This is a genomic window from Streptococcus sp. 20925_1_22, from assembly GCF_041431685.1.
GTDB lineage: Bacteria > Bacillota > Bacilli > Lactobacillales > Streptococcaceae > Streptococcus.
The window spans coordinates 65,970-83,984 of record NZ_JAPVYE010000004.1; the positions used below are offsets into that span (position 1 = coordinate 65,970).

Below are 18,015 nucleotides of genomic sequence, written 5' to 3' on the forward strand. Positions count from 1 at the left end.
GTAGAATAAAATAGAGTTTTAAAAAATTATGGTACACTATACAGTGACTGAAATAAGTACTTTATTAAGTATAATAAACAAGGAAAATATCATGAAAAAGCGGATTTTTCTCAAAATATTATTTTTAGGGGGAGTGATGATAGGATTAATAGGATGTGGAGAACAGAGGAGCAGCCGAGACTGGATTGAGAATAAGGTGGCTGAAGTCAGTCGCGTCTATCCCACTGAAAACCTATTTGATTTGTTTAAGCAATTTCCGGATGGGTTTAAAGTAGAGCAAGTGTATATCAAACGTGGGACTTATCTTATCGAAATGTCTTTACAAGGGGATGGTAGCAATCACACAATTTCTGGAGTGCTAACCAAGACACGGGCTTCTGATGATATTACTGAAAAGCCAGAAGAAACAATAAGAGTTGATTATATAGACAGCAACTTTATCTTTTCTGATGAGGGGAAAGCGAAAGAATTATGGCCTTTTGATGGATTCTTATTTCAAAAGTTAACAATTAATCAGTCTTTTCTATCTTCTTTATCCATGAAATCCAAAAGTTATAATGGCAACAACGGGGCCTTCGATATTGATTATTCGGTTCAAAATCAAACTATCAATCAGTATTTTCACAAAAATGAAAGAGAGCAGGCAACTTTAGGTTTTGGAAGCTCAAACCGAAACGACGATTATTACTATTATTCAGTAACTGTCAACTACGACAATGTTTATTCATTTAGAGAAACCGTGTCAAATTAAGAGGAGATAAGATGGTGGAAAAAATTTGCTAACATTGGTATTTCTACTTTTGATGCTTCAAATTTAGCATGTTATCTATTTTGATAAAATCATTATTAGGAGCAGCTGTCTCACTACCTTGTATCCGCTTTCGTATTTTGGTATAATAGTGATGAACTCACTTAGGTAAGTCGGAAAGGAAAATAAAACGGAAAAAATCAGACTGCCTAAGCTGGGAAGCGTATCTGCATTTTTGCCTGATAAGGAGAGGAGGTTCGCCATGACTATGTCTGCCTTATTTGAGTTGTTTGTCGCCCTTTTAGGTGTGGCATCTACTTGCTACCTTGTCTACGCTTATTGTCAATTTATCAAGGAAGAAGTTCATCACTTTCTTCACCACAACCCGCCCATCTAAGGCGGGTTTTTGCTTTTGGTAAAATAGTTTATATTATATAGTGAAACTGATAGAGATTGAGGAGTGTTTATATGTCTAAGAGAAGAAATAGGATTATGGGACTTATTGGCCTAACTGTATTGATATTGCTGGGAGGAGGCCTCTACCTAGCTCATAAAAATCAAGAATTTCAAAAGGAAATGTTCAGGATTGTTCACAGTGAGGAAGTGAGGGAGTTGATTGAAGAAGATTTAAAAAGAAAAGATCCAAATGCGTTAACAGACAAAGGGAAGATTCGTTCTTATAAAATTGATGATAGCTCCATTAAACATAATCCAATGGGAGGCATTATGTTTGATATTATCATCAATGATAGTATAAGTATGGTTGGGAAAATGGGAATTCAAAAAGATGGCGGAAGTGAGCAACTAAGTTCAGTAGGTATGGATGAATCAGCGGGTTTGCGGGCGTTGTTGGAAAGTGACGACAAGTGATTCACTATTCTAGCTATAGCGAAAACCTCTTGCTCTAATTGGAATTGCAAAACCTATACCACATACTAAATTATAATAGTCGTAGGAGTGTCTCATGAAGCAAAAACATAAAATTATCTTATCGGTTATCAGTTTGTTTGTGGCTGTTTGTCTAGGAGGAGGAATGTACATGGCGCACAAAAATCAAGAATTTCAGAATGAAATGACCGAAATTGTCCACAGTGAAGAAGTGAAGAATCTAATAGAAAAGAAATTAAAAAAATTAGATCCTCATGCTTTAACGGATAAGGGGAAGATTCGCTCTTATAAAATAGATGACAAGACCATCCGTCATAATCCTATGGGCGGAATCATGTTTCATATTGTGATTAACAAAAACCGAAATATTATAGGTGAGTTTGGCATTCAAAAATATGGGGAAGACGAACCAATTAGTACAGTAGGAATGTCAAAATCAAAGAAATTTCAAGATTTGCTTAAGGAGTGATTTCGATGTTTTACAATGATGAAGAAAAGAATAAGATTGCTTGGCAAGAATATACTAGTTATAAAATCGGTGACAAGTCAAAGAAAGTGCCCAGCAAAAGAGAAGTGGCATTCAGGAATTGCAGAATAATAATTAAGGCTTTGTTTTTACCAGCCTCGCACCGGATAACTCCCGCCCGTTTAAGGCGGGTTTTTATATGAACTGTCTTCTAGGTTTTCATATCGGGCTAAAAGTGATAAAATAGTAGGCAGGAATTGGAGAGACGAGATGCCAAAAGAAGTGAATTTGACGGGCGATCAGGTGTTGGCCCTTACGAGAAAATATCTGGCTGCGGAGGATGTGGCCTTTATACAGAAAGCTTTGATCTATGCGATTGACTGTCATAGTGGGCAGTTTCGCAGGTCAGGCGAGCCTTATATTGTGCATCCTATTCAAGTGGCGGGGATTTTGGCCACGCTCAAGCTAGATGCGGTAACGGTTGCCTGCGGCTTTCTCCATGATGTGGTTGAGGATACGCGTGCGACGCTGGATGATTTGGAAAGAGAGTTTGGGACGGATGTGCGCGTTATTGTGGATGGGGTTACCAAGCTGGGGAAGGTCAAGTACAAATCCCACGAGGAGCAGCTGGCGGAAAACCATCGCAAGATGCTGATGGCCATGTCGGAGGATATCCGGGTTATTTTGGTCAAACTGGCAGACCGTCTCCACAATATGCGGACGCTCAAGCATCTGCGCAAGGATAAGCAAGAGCGGATTTCTCGAGAGACAATGGAAATTTACGCACCCTTGGCTCATCGCCTAGGGATTTCCAGTGTCAAGTGGGAGCTGGAGGATTTGTCCTTCCGTTATCTCAATGAAGTGGAATTTTACAAAATTTCCCACATGATGAAGGAGAAGCGTCGGGAGCGTGAAGAACTGGTAGAAGAGGTGGTTCAGAAGATTGAGACCTATGCTGGCGAGCGCAATCTGCACGGTAAGATTTATGGCCGGCCCAAGCATATCTACTCGATCTATCGCAAGATGCAGGACAAGAAGAAGCGTTTTGATGAGATTTATGATCTGATTGCTATTCGCTGTATCTTGGATACTCAAAGTGATGTTTATGCCATGTTGGGCTATATTCATGAGCTTTGGCGGCCGATGCCGGGGCGGTTCAAGGATTATATTGCCAACCGCAAGGCCAATGGTTACCAGTCCATCCATACGACCGTTTATGGACCGAAAGGCCCGATTGAGTTTCAGATTCGGACCAAGGAAATGCATGAGGTCGCTGAGTATGGGGTTGCGGCCCATTGGGCTTATAAGAAAGGTGTCAAGGGACAGGTAGACAGCAGAGAATCAGCCATCGGGATGAACTGGATCAAGGAGCTGATGGAGCTTCAAGATCAATCCAATGATGCCAAGGACTTCGTTGATTCGGTCAAGGAAAGCTATCTGGCTGAGGAAATCTACGTCTTCACACCAGACGGAGCGGTGCGTTCTCTGCCTAAGGACTCGGGCCCGATTGACTTTGCCTATGAGATCCACACTAAGGTCGGTGAGAAAGCCACAGGAGCCAAGGTCAATGGTCGGATGGTTCCTCTGACAACCAAGCTTAGAACAGGTGATCAGGTGGAAATCATCACCAACGCTAACTCCTTCGGGCCGAGCCGCGACTGGCTCAATATTGTCAAGACCAGCAAGGCCAGAAATAAAATCCGTCAGTTCTTTAAAAATCAAGACAAGGAGCTGTCTATCTCCAAAGGGCGGGAGCTCTTACAGGCTCAATTTCAGGAGCATGGCTATGTAGCCAATAAGTACATGGATAAGAAGCACATGGAAGAAGTGCTGCAGAAGACCAGCTATAAGACTGAAGAGGCGCTTTTCGCGGCGATTGGTTTCGGTGAGATTGGTGCCATTAGCATTTTCAACCGTCTGACAGAAAAAGAGCGCCGTGAGGAAGAACGAGCCAAGGCCAGAGCAGAGGCGGAGGAATTGGTCAAGGGCGGCGAGGTCAAGGTCGAAAACAAAAAAGATACCCTCAAGGTCAAGCACGAAGGCGGTGTGGTTATTCAGGGGGCGTCTGGTCTCCTCATCCGGATTGCCAAGTGCTGTAACCCTGTACCGGGCGATGATATTGTCGGCTATATTACCAAAGGACGTGGTGTAGCCATTCACCGGCAGGACTGCATGAATCTCAAGGCCCAGGAAAATTACGAGCAGCGGCTGATTGATGTGGAATGGGAAGACAACAACACAACCAAAGAGTACACGGCTCACATTGATATTTACGGTCTCAACCGCTCTGGCCTCCTCAACGATGTGTTGCAGGTTCTGTCTAATACCACTAAAAATATTTCAACGGTAAATGCTCAGCCGACCAAGGATATGAAATTTGCTAATATCCACGTTTCTTTTGGCATTGCTAATCTGTCCATGCTGACGACAGTGGTGGATAAGATCAAGAGCGTGCCAGAGGTCTACTCGGTCAAGCGGACTAATGGTTGATCTATTTCGGAAATCATTATTGAGCTGTAAATTACCGTTAAATCAAAGGAAAAGATATGAAAATAGTGATTCAGCGCGTGAAACGTGCTCAGGTCAGCATTGACCAACAGCTGCGCAGTAGCATTGGGCAAGGTCTCCTGCTCTTAGTAGGCGTAGGGCCTGACGATAGTCAGGAGGATATGGATTATGCAGTCAGGAAGATTGTCAATATGCGGATTTTTTCCGATGCTGAGGGCAAGATGAACCTGTCTATCAAGGACATTGCCGGAGAGATTTTGTCCATTTCCCAGTTCACTCTGCATGCAGATACCAAAAAGGGTAATCGGCCAGCCTTTGTTAAGGCTGCTCCGCCAGAGATGGCTAGCAATTTTTATGATGCCTTCAATCTTGCCTTGCAGCAGGAGGTGCCTACTCAGACGGGTGTTTTTGGCGCAGACATGCAGATAGAGCTAATCAATGATGGTCCAGTGACCATTATCTTGGATACGAAGAATCGCTGAGAAGAAGTATGAAAAGGAGTTTGAACACTAGTGTTCAAACTCCTAATTTTTTTTGCTTCTGTAGCAATGAATGTATAATTTCCTACAACATTTCTAAAAACCATCAATCATTTCTTGAGGAATGGCTTCTTTGATGGTCGTCACTAGCTGATTGATAAGGTTTATGGCTTCAGCGGGCTCTGTGTAGAGCTTTTGAAAATAGGTCTGTATATTTTCTTCGAAATGCTGAGGTAATAGCGGGCAGTTGGTTTTTGCAAACTCCAGCATTCTCTTTTCTCCAGGGTGAGTCTGTTTGTTTAGGGCGAAGAGCAAGTCAAAATAGGAAGCAAAAAATTCACTGCTACGGTGATTGATACTGAGCAAGTCCTGACGCTTGAGCGCTTTTTCTATTTGTTTGGAGAAAGCTGGCATGGCTTGATTGAGTAAGAGGAGCTGCTTCTTGATAATATTCTTTTTCAGTTCAGCTGGATAAGGTCGTCTGTACTTGTTTTGAAGTGCTTCATAGCGACCATTTCGGTCGTAGATGATTTTGCTGTGGAGCAGATTGTGCCACATACAGGTGGTATAGGCATTCTGAGCTTGGTGGTCTAGGACTATAGTCTGCAGGTCTTTATCAAAGCTATCCAGTGTACGGTAAATGAGCTCAATTTCGATCTTGCTCTTCAGCACACAGTCATCCTCTAGTTCCCAAAACTGATTGCCGATTTCCATGTAGGAGCAGTACTTGCTGAGGATATCGCGTCGAGTCGTGGGAGCAATGGAATCTGTCAAGTAGATATAAACATCATAGTCTGAGTCTTTGTCAAAATGCTGTCCAGCACGAGAGCCACCGAGAACAATAGCTTCCACTTGATCTAGCTGGGCAAATTCTTTAAAAAGTTGTTGTGGCCTGATTTTTCCTTACTGATTTTTGACATCATTGTAGCAAAATGTAAGCGGGTTGGCAAGAAGGAAAAAACAGCTTTTGGCATGGTTCTGAGCCTGTAAAATTGAAACCCCGAGGGGGATGAAATGGATGAGCAGGAGCTGGAAGTATTGGACTAAAAAGAAAATGATCTAGGAACGATAGTCTGAAAATTTGACTTTTTGTAATAAAATTTTAGGACTTTTTTCTTTCTTTAAAATCATTGTCAGTTTTCTATTTTTTTAAACTCATCGCCTTATTTTTATCAGCAACTTTTCTTAGATTTTGAGATAAGTTTTTAAAGATTTTTTTGACATCATTTAGTCCAAAAATGATAAGCATAGCAAGCAAGAGGAAGTGGCAATAATCTTTGATTGTTTATGTTTATGATTTCTTTCATTCTTTAGAAATATTTTAGAATTACTTTATAAATTCTTGAAGTTTGTCTTGTATAATCATATTAAAGAAAAGAAAGGAGTCTCTTATCATGGACAATCTAGTTCAACAGATGCTGAATGCTCTGATTCAAATTGCTTTGTTTGCTTTTCTTCCTTTTGTTTGGTGGTTGATAAATGCTAGAAGAAAAAGTCCATTTTTAGAATGGCTTGGCTTAAAACCACTAAAAGATGCTGGCAGCCGAAAGATCTGGCTGTGGATTTTGCTGGGTTCGCTATTTTTCCTGGCCCTTTCGTTTTTGCTACTATATACGACTGTAAAAGGTCTTAAGACAGCGACTTCAAACTTCTCAGGCCTCGGCTTTCAAGCCTTGCCAGCTATTTTGATTTATGGTCTGTTTCAAACTGCTCTGCCAGAAGAACTGCTATTCAGAGGTTTTCTTTTAAAGAGATTGGCTAGCCGCTTACCCTTTGTAGTGGCCAATAGCATACAAGCTGCTCTTTTTGGTCTGCTCCATGGCTTGATGTTTATAACAGTGCTCTCTTGGCAGCAAACCCTGCTCATCATTTTGTGTACGGGTGGCATCGCGGCCTATATGGGCTTTGTCAATGAAAAGAAATCTGAGGGCTCCATTTTATCCAGCTGGATCATGCATGCTTTAGCCAATGTAGTTGTGGGTAGTTTATCGGCTTTTATGCTGATTTGATAAATCGATAATTTCACTTCAAATCAAAAAGTTCCGATTTCCCTTGAGAATCGGAACTTTAGATTTGATGACAGGTGAGTAAAGGTTTAGGTGTAAGTCAAACGAAGCTGCTTTTACTGATTTGCATGGCTGGCCAGTTTCATTTGCTCAAAAACATAAAGGAAAAAGTCTTTCGAAACTTCGAAATGTCCGTATCTTATCTGAGAAGCATATTGGCGCCACTGAGGATGTTGTCGGACTTGCTCAATGGGGCAGTCTTTGACAGGCTGGTAGTAGCTGACATCTCGCCGAAATGGGACAAAGCCTTCAAACATCTCTACTTGGTAGGCAGTGTCATCTAGAATCTTGCCAACTGCTGTAAAGGCCTGCAGCTTTTCCTGACCATTCAGCTGATACTTGGGGCTGTAGTACAGAAGATAGTCCCCCTTTTTCATTCGGTTCAGCGGTGCTTTCTTACCATGGCAGACTTGGCAAAATCCACCTTCTACACCTCTTAGTACATGTTCTTTTGATACGACACCAATCCAAAATCTAGTCATTTTCTGCCTCCAGTTTGATTAAGAGTTGGTTTAATGTTTCTGTATTATTTTCTAATTTTCCAAAGAACGCCTGATCAATGCCTTCTACCAGAGGAAGGGCTTGGTTGACCTTTTGCAGCCCCGTATCCGTTAGAAGTATGATGTTGGCGCGGCTGTCTTTGGGATGGACTTCCCGCATTATAAATTCTTTCTTGATCAAGAGGCGGATGATTTGGGATACGGTCATAACATCCATGTCAGAAAAGCGGGCAATATCGGTCTGACTCACCCATTCTTGCTGACGCAGAAGCGCTGCAAGAGTGGTTAGAACGACAAACTGGGGATGGGTCAAATCAATCGTTCTCAGTTTGTTTTTTATCATCCCATGCCACTTGTGGTAGGTACGGATAAAGAGCAGACCGGTTGATTTTTTGTATTCATCCTTGTAGATGGAGTTAAACTGCGATTTTTCCATTAGCTTTCCCTCTAGATATTTTATAAGTACACTTATTATAATCTGACATCTTATTTTTGTCAATAAAAACCCAGTTTAGACTAAAAAGTCCGAACTGGGTTCTGTTTATAGTTTTTCTACATAAATCTGTTGGGCAATCATAGGATTGATTTGTATTTCTTGGGTTTCTGTCTTGAGAAGATAGACATGAGCGAAAGAATCGTATTGGATGAAGGTGATGGTTTGGCCGATTTGCAGGTTATATTTTTCCAAGTATTTGAGCAAGTCAAAGTCGTCATGCACCCGTTTGATGATATAGTCGCCAGGAGCAGAAGCCTCTTCCAGAGTCAGTTGGTTTTCTTCGTCCAGAAGCTCTCCCTTGGCCGGGATGGTGCCTCCGTGAGGACAGGTCTTGGGGTACTGGAGCATGGCATCCAGACGCTCAACGAAGCGTTCAGAAACAGTGTGCTCTAGGACTTCGGCTTCCTCATGGATTTCATCAGTCGAGTAGCCGAGATGGTTGACCAGAAAGACTTCAATCAGCCGGTGCTTGCGGTAGAGGTCAGAAACTAGCCTTAGCCCCAAATCAGTCAGCAGGTAGCCGGCTTTTTTATCCTTGACCAGAAGTTCTTCCGCCAACATTTTTTTCATCATTTCCGTCACAGCGGGAGGCGAAACCTGCATGAGCTGAGCGATTTCTTTATTGGTGATTTTTTTGTGGCGACTGCCAATCTCATAGATACACTTGAGATAGTCTTCTTTATTTGGGGTCATCTTGCATCCTCGCTGAACTTTCTATCATTAGTATAACAAAAATCGCTGTAAGAATACAGTGTCTAAGCCTTTCTTTGATGTTTAGATTTTCTTCATTCGCTTGTAATCGTTTTGCGATTATTATATAATCAAAGCGTACGATTTAAAAAATAAAAAGTAAAAATTCTTTAGCTGGTTTGCAGAAAATTTAGCTTGCTTTTTACTTTTTTGCAAAAGGAGAATCTTATTATGAAAAGAAGACGAATGATTGCGTCTCGAGCAGAGAAGTTTACTCGTTTTGGCATTCGCAAATGCAGTCTGGGAGCAGTCTCAGTAGCGATTGCGACTGGTCTGGCCGTTCTTGGAAGTGGAGCAGTGCAGGCAGATCAGCTGGCGCCTAGTCAGACAGCTGACAGTGTCGCTGTCAGCCAGGCTGTGGAGGACCAAGCTAGCACAGCTGCAACTCCGACTGTGACAGAAACCAGTCTGTCAAGCATGGATAAGGCTGCACCAGCACCGGAGACTGTTAGTCCTGACGCTAGTCAGATACCTACGTCTTCCGATACCAGTGCTCAGTCTACTTCTTCTGATTCTGTAGAAAATGCCCGGCCGAAAAGTGATACTGTAGCTTCGACAGAAAATCAACCTGCTGTGGCTGAGAACTCAGAAAAAAGTGATGCTTCTAATCAGCCAGCACAAGCAGCTTCTGCTACAGAGCGCCCCTTGGCGGCAGCAGAAGTCAAAAAGCCCCAAGGTAAGATTACCATTCAGAATAATAATCCGCAGACAGGTGAATTTGATATTGTCGTGTCAGATATTGTAGCCCCAGATGGTTTGAAGTCCGTTTACTTGCCGACTTGGTCAGCTGCTAACGACCAAGATGATGTGCAGTGGTACACCGCTGAAAGACGAGCCGATGGGACCTATTTCAAACATGTCAGCTACCGCAACCACAAGAACTCTCTTGGTGAGTATAATGTGCACCTCTATTTTGTAAATGATGCAGGCCAGCTGCAGGGTGCAGGTTCGGCTAAGATGGTGGTTACTCGCGCTCAGCCACAGGGAAAAATCACCATTCAGAACAATAATCCACAGACAGGTGAATTTGACATTGTTGTGTCCGATATTGTCGCCCCAGACGGTCTGAAGTCTGTTAGTCTTCCAACCTGGTCCACCGCTAATGACCAAGACGATGTGCAGTGGTACACAGCCGAAAGGCGCGATGATGGAACCTATTTCAAACATGTCAGCTACCGCAACCACAAGAACTCTCTGGGTGAGTATAATGTGCACCTCTATTTTGTAAATGATGCAGGCCAGCTGCAGGGTGCAGGCTCGGCTAAGACGGTGGTTACTCGCGCTCAGCCACAGGGCAAGATCACCATTCAGAACAATAATCCACAGACAGGTGAATTTGATATTATCGTGTCTGATATTGTTGCTCCAGATGGTCTGAAGTCTGTTAGTCTTCCAACCTGGTCCACCGCTAACGACCAAGACGACGTGCAGTGGTACACCGCTGAAAGACGAGCTGATGGGACCTATTTCAAGCATGTCAGCTACCGCAATCATAAGAACTCCTTGGGCGAGTACAATGTTCACCTCTATTTTGTGAATGATGCAGGCCAGCTGCAGGGTGCAGGTTCGGCTAAGACAGAGGTTACTCGCGCGCAGCCTCAAGGTAAGATTACCATTCAGAACAACAATCCGCAGACGGGTGAATTTGATATAGTCGTGTCAGATATTGTCGCCCCGGATGGTCTGAAGGCGGTCTACCTGCCGACTTGGTCCAGCAAGGATGACCAAGACGATGTGCAGTGGTATATCGCTGAGCGCCAAGTTGACGGTACCTATAAAAAACATGTCCGAGCTCAGGATCATAAGTTTTCAGTAGGTGAGTACAAGGTTCATCTTTACTATCTGAATGAGGATGGCCAGATGCAAGGTGCAGGTGGTGAGAAGCTGATGGTTTCTGTAGCACCTGAAAACATCCGTGCGACTGGAAAAATCAATATCCAAAACAATAATGCTCGAACAGGAACTTTTGATGTAGTTGTGACAAATGTCTCCAATCCAGGCGGAATTCAAGCAGTCTATCTACCAACTTGGTCAACGGATAAGGATCAGGATGATGTCAAGTGGTATTTAGCTCAAAAGCAGGCGAATGGCACCTATAAGATCACAGTCCGAGCTAGTGACCATAAGCTTTCTACTGGCGAGTACAAGATTCATCTTTACTATAAGCAGGACAATGGTCAGCTCATTGCTGTTGATGCTACTACGACCCAGGTATCAAAAGCGGTTTACAATACTCCGTACTACTCACAGCGTGATGGTCGCTGGGGTGGCAGGAAGTATGGTCCTTACAGCATGGATGCGACAGGATGCGTGCCGACAACGCTAGCCATGGTTATTTCTGGAATTACTGGGACAGAAGTGCTTCCGACAACCGTTGCGGATTACCTATATAATCATACTAATGAATTTAATAAAGATGGATTTGGCACCAGCAGCCGGGGTATTGTCCGAGCTGCCCAGCACTGGGATCTGACGACTGAGACCCTGTTTACAGCTTCTGCAGTCAAAGAAGTGCTTTCGCAGGGGCATCATGTTCTAGGTGCCGTTGGTACCAGCATCTTTGCCCATTATCCAGTCACTCATGAGCTGGTTCTAAAAGGCTATGACAATGGAAAAACCTATGTCCGTGACCCTTATAATGCAGCTAATAATGGCTGGTATCCAGTAGACTATCTCTTTGGAGTCAAGAGTGTCGATCCGACGGATAATACAGAAGGATCACCCTTTATTGCCATCAAAGGATAAGAAATTCGTGAATAAGAAGACCGCTCGTTGCTTGACGGGCGGTTTTCTGCATTCTATGACTAGTATACTTGCACTCGTTCAAGAGTTTATCATTGATAAAGTCAGTAAGGGGCAAGTTTATTATGGGATAGATGGCAGGACACACAGGTTTTTTAGAAGCGATTGAGAAGAGATTCTATTTTTGGACATATTGCGATAAAAGTTCTCAAAAAAACATGTAAATAGTTTGACAAACAAAGCTTTTCTCATTATACTATTAACATATCAGGAGGAAAAGCATGAAAAAAATCCAAAAACATGTCATTCTAGGTGCAGCAGTTCTTGCTAGTACTGGCTTTGCTCACACTGTAGCTGCAGATACAACTCCAGTGGATGCAAATGCACCTGCAAACCAAGATAAGGCTCTATCTGCAAGTCCAGAAGCTGTTAAACAGCAAACTGAGCAGGTTAATCAAGCGAAAGCGGCTGTTGACCAAGCCAAAGAACAGGTTACAGCAGCTGAGAATAAGGTTGAAACAGCTAAGAAAGATAATGCTGATACAAGTGCACAAAAAATTGCGGAAGCTCAGGCAGCAGTTACAGAAGCTGAGAAAAAAGTTGCTCCAGCAGAAAACGCAGCTAAGCAAGCCCAAGCAGCTCTTGATACAGCTAAAAAAGTAGAAAACACACAGGCGGCTGTAGCTCAGGATGCTCAAGCTCAAGCAGCTAAGGCACAAACTGAAACCCAAGCAGCCCAAGATGCTGTGAATGCAGCTCAAAAAGATGTGGACAACAAACTGGTAAGCGAAAAGGTAACGAAGGCAAAGGAGGAGCTTTACAAGGAACAAAAGAACCTGGATTCTTACCAAGACCAGTTGAAGACAGCTGAAGTGGAAGATGCCAAACGCCAAGCAGCGATTGATCAAGCCCAGGCTGATATCAAAGTAGCCCAAGCAGAAATCAAGGAAAAAGAAGCGAAACTTTCTTCCCAGGACCAAGTACACAATACCTTTACCCTATCGCAAGCCTATATAAATGCAATTAAAAGTAACAATATCAACGGTACAGCTAAATTAACATCTGAGGCACAAGAAACACTTGCTAAAGAAGCAGCTACCCTAAAATCTAGCAACAACTATATTGGTAGTCAAAAAGATGCGCAACGAATAGTTAACATCAATGCTATTCCAAATGATGTTCTGATGGAACTCAATTACTATGCACAAGATTTGATCAATCAAATTCGTAGGCAAGCAGGAACGGCACCAGTAACATTAACACAAAATAGTATGGATTATGCAGCAGCTCTAAGCCAAGCCGCTCGTCAGCAAAAATATAGAGCCCAAGCAAAAGATCCTATAACTTCACAAGTGAATGTTCCAAAAGATGTGGTTGCTAAATTTGGGCTTGATCAGTTTGGATATAGAGTTACTGGTTTAAATGAGCTTGGTTTTTATCCTACGTTGGCCAGTCAAGAAAAAGTGTCCGTTGATTATTTGAAGAAGACTATCTATGACAATATTAAATTCCAATTATTTGACCTTGGAGATAGCTTTAGAGACCCCATTAGAACAACAATCTATGCTCAAAAAATAGTTGGCAGCCTAGATAGACAGAAAAAGGGAGATTATGTAGCTGTTAACTTTAGCAACAACGGCATTATTAACCGAATTAACTTCCTTCTCTTCGCGAATGATGACGGTGATATTAAGGACCCTTCCAAAATAACACCAGCCTTAATCAATCCAAATGCCAATAATCAAGAGGCAGACGCTGCTCGTAAAGATTTGGCGGCTTCGCAAGCTAAGTTGGACGCTGCTCAACGTACGCTAACAAATGCTCAGAACAAGCAGGAGAAAGCCCCATTACTGCGTGAGGTTGTGAAAACTGCTAAGGACAAGTTGGCCAAGGCGGAACGTACTTACCAAGCTGAACTCGAAAATAGCAAGAATTCCGCTTCTGAAGAAACCAAGGCTAAACTTGCGGTTTTAGATAAAGCTCAAGCAAGCTTGAAAGAAAAAGAAGCAGCCCAAGCAAGTGCGCAAAAAACAGCTGAGGGAGCTAATGCCAAGCTTGCCGAATTGAAAGCAGCTACAGCGACCGCTCAAGAAAAGGCAGCTGCTGCGGCTACAGCTCTGGAAGAGGCTCAACGCGCTGTTCAAGCTGCTAAAGACTATGTTACTCGCTTGCAAAACGCCCCTGCTCTTCTAAAAGAAGCAGAGGCGGCTCTCAATGATGCTAAAGCAAACTTGGCAAGTAAGGAAGAAACGTATAGAGTCGAAAATGCAAAACTTGAAGCTTTGAAAGCAGCTCTTGCAGCCCTAGAGACAGACGACCCAACCAAAATCGTTTCTAAGAATGAGCGAAAGGTTCTGAAAGTCACTACAACAGGAGTGAAGAAGGGAAAGAAACCAGTTCAGACCTATCAGGCTCCGGCAGCTCTTCCAAAAACAGGTTCTGCTGAATCTTCTCTAGCACTTGCAGGTCTGGGATTGCTCTCTATGCTGGGACTGGCTTTTGCAAAACGTCGTAAAGCTTAAGAGAATTTATCGATAAAATCAAATTCTAGATGAATTGTCCAATCGGTGAAAAGTTGGACGATTCATTTCAATAAAACTCATACTGAGAGAGGACCAGTTTGGTCTTCTCTTTATTTATTGAGTGATTTGTTAAGAAAATCTTTATTGTTAATAGTCCAAGGATTCATATTTTGTTCTTTGCTATCATGTGAGTTTGTGATAAAATCTAATTGTTCTATGTGGATTAGATTTTTTATTATAACCTCTACAGTTTTTAACTACTAGAGCTAAAAGAGAGGAGGGGAGCCATGTATCCAAAAGAAGGGAAAGAACAGCTTTTTCAGCAATTGCAATCAATCGGTTGGTCTCAGTCAGCGTTGGAACAAGTTTTTGCAGGGTTCAATAACGGGCAAGGAAAAACAGTGTCAGAAGAAAGAAATTACCTGCAGGAGGCTCAGCTTTTTGGCAGTCCCTTTTTTCAAAAACTATGGCAGGCTGAGGCAGTTCAGAACAGCAAGTTAGGAGCTCAGGAGATACTGGTTCTGACTATGAATATTGTTAATATGCCTGAGGAGTTGAGCGGAGACAAGGCAGAGACGGATCTTTTACTGGCTCGAATTGCTCCAGACCTAACACCTCATAATCGCTTTTGGAAAATTTTCTCAAGGACCTTGCGCCAGGCTTTTCCGGCAGATGATTTGAGCCAAAAGGATGGTAGTCAAAAGCTCAAAAGGCAGCTGCATCAGTTTCGTTATGTTATTTCCTGCCAGCAGGCCCAGTGGGTCAGAGAACACTATCGTCAGACTGGCATGACAGATGCTGAAGCCTTGGCCTCTTATCTAAAGGATTGGCCAGCGCTGCCTTATAGCTTTCAAGAATCCTCTCGCTTGCATAATAAAGCCTATATTGATAAGATGTCAGAGCAAGCTATCTATCCGGATGGTCAAGCTAGTCAGGCCAATATAAAAATCCTGATTGATTTTCATACAGAGTTTATTCTGGATCAGAGAGGTCGCTTTCTCAATATTATCGATCCAGAGGGGGCTAGCCAAAATGGTATTGTGAATGGTGCCAGCTTTAACTACGGTGAGCGCAATCGTCCGGTCAACCAGGCTTCTCATACTCGCTACGATGTCAAAACGCCTGCTGTATGGGATCCTCGCTTTCGCAGGCTTGTCATTGAAAATGGCGGCCGCAAGTTCAAGTCACCTCAGAATAATCGTGGCCCATTGGGCTATCGTTCGGCTAAGAGCCCTTATGCTCGAAAGGGGCGGAGTGCTCAGAAACAGGTAAAGGCAGAGATTGCTCGGTTCAAGAAATTGCTGGATCGACCATCCTTTCTCTTGCGTTCCTGGGCTTGGTTTCGTCAGTTTTGGCAGAAATTTTTCGTACAAAAAAATACGGACTAGCAGGTCCGTATTTTTATCTCTTATAAACTCTTAACTGCGGCGATAGCTGCTTCGAAGTTAGGCTCAGTGTTAATATTGTCAACATATTCAGCGTAGGTCACAGTGTTATTTTCATCCAGAACTAGAACTGCGCGAGCCAAAAGGTGCCATTCATTGATGAGGACAGCATAGTCACGGCCGAAAGAATGGTCGAAGTAGTCAGAGAGCATGACAGCATTCTCAATGCCTTCAGCAGCACACCACTTGCCTTGAGCAAAAGGCAAGTCAACTGAAACCGTGATAACAACGGTATTATCTAAGTCAGAGAGTTCTTGATTGAAACGGCGGGTCTGAGTTGAGCAGACACCAGTATCGATAGATGGTATGATACTCAGGACTTTCTTTTTGCCAGCAAAGTCGGCCAGAGTTCTCTTTGAAAGGTCAGTGGCTGTCAAGCTAAAATCGTGGGCTGTGTCACCGACTTGCAGTTGCTTTCCAGTAAAGGTTACAGGATTTCCGAGAAAAGTTGTCATAGGAAGTCTCCATTCTTGTTTGATAGCTTCATTGTACAGCGAATAGGAATTTTTTTCGAATAATTTGACCGGAAATTTGAAATCGACTCCATGTGAAGCTCCTTCTCCAAAAATAAAGAGGTTAGGGTTTTGTCTCCCTAACCTTTTATCGTTATTTGGCCAATCCTTCAGAAATTTTATCCAGATTGTATTTCATCATGCTGTAGTAGCTGTCTCCTTCTTCGCCTTGGTCAGCGATTGAGTCAGTAAAGATTTTAGCGTGGATTGGGATCTTGGTGTCTTTAGAAACAGTCTTCATTGGGCGGTCGTCCACACTTGATTCGACAAAGAGAGATGGCACTTTGGTCTCGCGTAGTTTTTCAACTAAGCTCTTGATTTGGTCTGGAGTTCCTTCTTCTTCGGTGTTGATTTCCCAGATGTAGGCTGATGGCACATTGTAGGCCTTAGAGAAGTACTTGAAGCAGCCTTCACTGGTCACAATCATTTTCTTTTCCTCTGGAATATTGTTGAATTTCTCCTTGGCTTCCTTGTCCAAAGCAGTCAATTTTTCCACATAAGCTTTGAGATTTTTCTCGTAAGTGGCCTTATTGTCAGGGTCTTTTTCGATCAAACGCTTGGCAATATTTTGCGCATAGATGATACCGTTTTCCAAATTGAGCCAAGCATGAGGGTCTTCCTTACCCTTTTCACTTTGACCTTCAAGGTAAATGACGTCAACGCCATCGCTTACAGCATAGTAGTCCTTGTTTTCTTCCTTATTGGCATTTTTGACCAACTTGGTAAACCAAGCATTACCGCCAGTTTCCAGATTGATACCGTTGTAGAAGATGAGATCCGCTTGAGAAGTCTTTTTGACATCTTCAGGCAGGGGCTCATATTCATGGGGATCTTTGCCGACTGGTACAATGCTGTGCAGGTCAATCTTATCGCCAGCTATATTTTTGGTAATATCAGCGATAATTGAGTTGGTTGCAACAACCTTGAGCTTGGACGAGTCACTGGACGCCTTCTTCTGACCGGAGCAGGCAAAGAGAGTGCAGACTGCTAGCAAAAGCAGGGATAAAAAACCTAATTTTTTCATGGGATTCCTCCATCAAATTTTATTTTAGTTTAGGTCGGTTTTTAAGTTTTAAATAGCGTTGCTTAGGGGCGATAAAGAAAGAGATGAGAAAGATGAGAGCTGAGGTCAGGACAATGCTGGATCCTGCAGCGACATTAAAGCTGTAGCCGATAAAGAGGCCCAGCACAGAAGCTAGAGCGCCCAGTCCTGAGGACAGCAGGATCATAGTTTTCAGACTGTTGGCATAGAGGTAGGCCGTTGCTGCCGGCGTAATCAAGAGAGCGACAATCAGAATGGTTCCCACACTCTGCATGGCTGTCACAGAGACCAAGGTCAAGAGAATCATCAGCAGATAGTGATAGAAGTTGACTGGCATGCCCATGGCCTGAGCCAGCAGGGGGTCAAAGGAAGTAATCAAAAGCTGCTTGAAAAAGAGGATGATGATTAAGAGCACAGCTATTCCGACTCCGATACTGATCCACATATCAATATCCTGCACAGCCAAGATATTCCCGAAGAGAATATGAAAGAGGTCAGTGGAGCTATTGGCAACCCCGATCAGGATCACACCCAGAGCTAGGAAGGAAGAAAAGGTAATCCCAATGGCCGTATCGCTTTTGATAATGGAGTTGCCCTTGATGTAGGTGATAATAATCGAGGCCAAAAGTCCGAAGGTGATGGCTCCGATAAAGAAATTAATCCCTAAAATGTAGGACAGGGCCACACCGGGCAGAACCGCATGAGAGATCGCATCTCCCATGAGCGACATGCCGCGCAGAATGATAAAGCAGCCGACAGCCCCAGCAACAATCCCAATGACGATGGCTGTGATGAGGGCATTTTGCAGGAAGTGAAAGTCCCGCAGCCCTTGGAAAAATTCTAAAATCATT

At 43.2% G+C, this 18,015-nt stretch carries 17 protein-coding genes; 10 read left to right on the forward strand and 7 right to left on the reverse strand.

Features of this window, described 5'->3' with window-relative positions; genetic code table 11:
* The first annotated feature begins 91 nt into the window (after nucleotides 1-91).
* From O3621_RS06360 to dtd, 6 genes are all read left to right on the forward strand, one after another.
* Nucleotides 92-751 carry a hypothetical protein gene (locus O3621_RS06360; protein ID WP_314447934.1) on the forward strand — a complete coding sequence of 220 codons (660 nt, stop codon included), beginning with the start codon at nucleotides 92-94 and terminating at the stop codon, nucleotides 749-751.
* 265 nt (nucleotides 752-1,016) lie between these two features.
* Nucleotides 1,017-1,145, forward strand: a complete 129-nt coding sequence (locus O3621_RS06365; protein WP_314448006.1) for a hypothetical protein — start codon at nucleotides 1,017-1,019, stop codon at nucleotides 1,143-1,145.
* 71 nt (nucleotides 1,146-1,216) lie between these two features.
* Complete coding sequence (locus tag O3621_RS06370; protein ID WP_314447935.1) at nucleotides 1,217-1,618, forward strand: DUF1310 family protein; 402 nt, start codon at nucleotides 1,217-1,219, stop codon at nucleotides 1,616-1,618.
* A gap of 94 nt (nucleotides 1,619-1,712) precedes the next feature.
* A complete protein-coding gene (locus O3621_RS06375; protein ID WP_314447937.1) occupies nucleotides 1,713-2,105 on the forward strand; it encodes a DUF1310 family protein in 393 nt (130 codons plus the stop codon).
* A gap of 267 nt (nucleotides 2,106-2,372) precedes the next feature.
* Entirely contained in the window at nucleotides 2,373-4,592 is a 2,220-nt protein-coding gene (locus tag O3621_RS06380) for a bifunctional (p)ppGpp synthetase/guanosine-3',5'-bis(diphosphate) 3'-pyrophosphohydrolase (protein ID WP_002910788.1), read from the forward strand.
* Between the two features lie 56 nt (nucleotides 4,593-4,648).
* A complete protein-coding gene (gene dtd / locus O3621_RS06385; RefSeq protein ID WP_227964004.1) occupies nucleotides 4,649-5,092 on the forward strand; it encodes a D-aminoacyl-tRNA deacylase in 444 nt (147 codons plus the stop codon).
* Between the two features lie 93 nt (nucleotides 5,093-5,185).
* On the opposite strand, the gene O3621_RS06390 is transcribed toward dtd, so the two are convergent.
* Nucleotides 5,186-5,986 carry a DUF4037 domain-containing protein gene (locus O3621_RS06390; protein ID WP_314448005.1) on the reverse strand — a complete coding sequence of 267 codons (801 nt, stop codon included), beginning with the start codon at nucleotides 5,984-5,986 and terminating at the stop codon, nucleotides 5,186-5,188.
* Nucleotides 5,987-6,483: 497 nt separating this feature from the next.
* On the opposite strand from O3621_RS06390, the gene O3621_RS06395 reads away from it, so the two are divergent.
* The gene (locus tag O3621_RS06395) at nucleotides 6,484-7,098 is read left to right on the forward strand and encodes a CPBP family intramembrane glutamic endopeptidase (protein ID WP_314447941.1); all 615 of its coding nucleotides are present in this window, start codon (nucleotides 6,484-6,486) and stop codon (nucleotides 7,096-7,098) included.
* Between the two features lie 113 nt (nucleotides 7,099-7,211).
* On the opposite strand, the gene O3621_RS06400 is transcribed toward O3621_RS06395, so the two are convergent.
* The 3 genes from O3621_RS06400 to O3621_RS06410 all read right to left on the reverse strand — a co-directional run bounded on the left by O3621_RS06400 (nucleotide 7,212) and on the right by O3621_RS06410 (nucleotide 8,844).
* Nucleotides 7,212-7,637: an EVE domain-containing protein gene (locus O3621_RS06400; RefSeq protein WP_111676649.1), complete on the reverse strand. Its 426-nt coding sequence runs from the start codon at nucleotides 7,635-7,637 to the stop codon at nucleotides 7,212-7,214.
* Complete coding sequence (locus tag O3621_RS06405) at nucleotides 7,630-8,091, reverse strand: MarR family transcriptional regulator (RefSeq protein WP_314447943.1); 462 nt, start codon at nucleotides 8,089-8,091, stop codon at nucleotides 7,630-7,632. The genes O3621_RS06400 and O3621_RS06405 overlap by 8 nt, the downstream gene beginning before the upstream one ends.
* A gap of 105 nt (nucleotides 8,092-8,196) precedes the next feature.
* Nucleotides 8,197-8,844, reverse strand: coding sequence for a metal-dependent transcriptional regulator (locus O3621_RS06410; protein ID WP_314447945.1), 648 nt, complete (start codon nucleotides 8,842-8,844; stop codon nucleotides 8,197-8,199).
* A gap of 228 nt (nucleotides 8,845-9,072) precedes the next feature.
* Between O3621_RS06410 and O3621_RS06415 the strand changes: the two genes are divergently transcribed.
* From O3621_RS06415 to O3621_RS06425, 3 genes are all read left to right on the forward strand, one after another.
* Nucleotides 9,073-11,646 (forward strand): GBS Bsp-like repeat-containing protein, encoded by a 2,574-nt coding sequence (locus O3621_RS06415; protein ID WP_371513962.1) that lies wholly within the window; start codon nucleotides 9,073-9,075, stop codon nucleotides 11,644-11,646.
* A 278-nt stretch (nucleotides 11,647-11,924) separates the two neighbouring features.
* Nucleotides 11,925-14,165, forward strand: a complete 2,241-nt coding sequence (locus O3621_RS06420) for an SEC10/PgrA surface exclusion domain-containing protein (protein ID WP_314447948.1) — start codon at nucleotides 11,925-11,927, stop codon at nucleotides 14,163-14,165.
* A 287-nt stretch (nucleotides 14,166-14,452) separates the two neighbouring features.
* The gene (locus O3621_RS06425; RefSeq protein WP_314447950.1) at nucleotides 14,453-15,553 is read left to right on the forward strand and encodes a DUF3114 domain-containing protein; all 1,101 of its coding nucleotides are present in this window, start codon (nucleotides 14,453-14,455) and stop codon (nucleotides 15,551-15,553) included.
* 20 nt (nucleotides 15,554-15,573) lie between these two features.
* Here O3621_RS06425 and tpx read toward each other — a convergent pair whose 3' ends face one another.
* The 3 genes from tpx to O3621_RS06440 all read right to left on the reverse strand — a co-directional run bounded on the left by tpx (nucleotide 15,574) and on the right by O3621_RS06440 (nucleotide 18,014).
* Nucleotides 15,574-16,065 carry a thiol peroxidase gene (gene tpx / locus O3621_RS06430; protein WP_061592298.1) on the reverse strand — a complete coding sequence of 164 codons (492 nt, stop codon included), beginning with the start codon at nucleotides 16,063-16,065 and terminating at the stop codon, nucleotides 15,574-15,576.
* Nucleotides 16,066-16,216: 151 nt separating this feature from the next.
* A complete protein-coding gene (gene ssaB, locus O3621_RS06435) occupies nucleotides 16,217-17,146 on the reverse strand; it encodes a metal ABC transporter substrate-binding lipoprotein/adhesin SsaB (protein ID WP_371513963.1) in 930 nt (309 codons plus the stop codon).
* Between the two features lie 19 nt (nucleotides 17,147-17,165).
* Nucleotides 17,166-18,014 (reverse strand): metal ABC transporter permease, encoded by an 849-nt coding sequence (locus O3621_RS06440; RefSeq protein WP_312023298.1) that lies wholly within the window; start codon nucleotides 18,012-18,014, stop codon nucleotides 17,166-17,168.
* Nucleotide 18,015 lies beyond the last annotated feature (1 nt).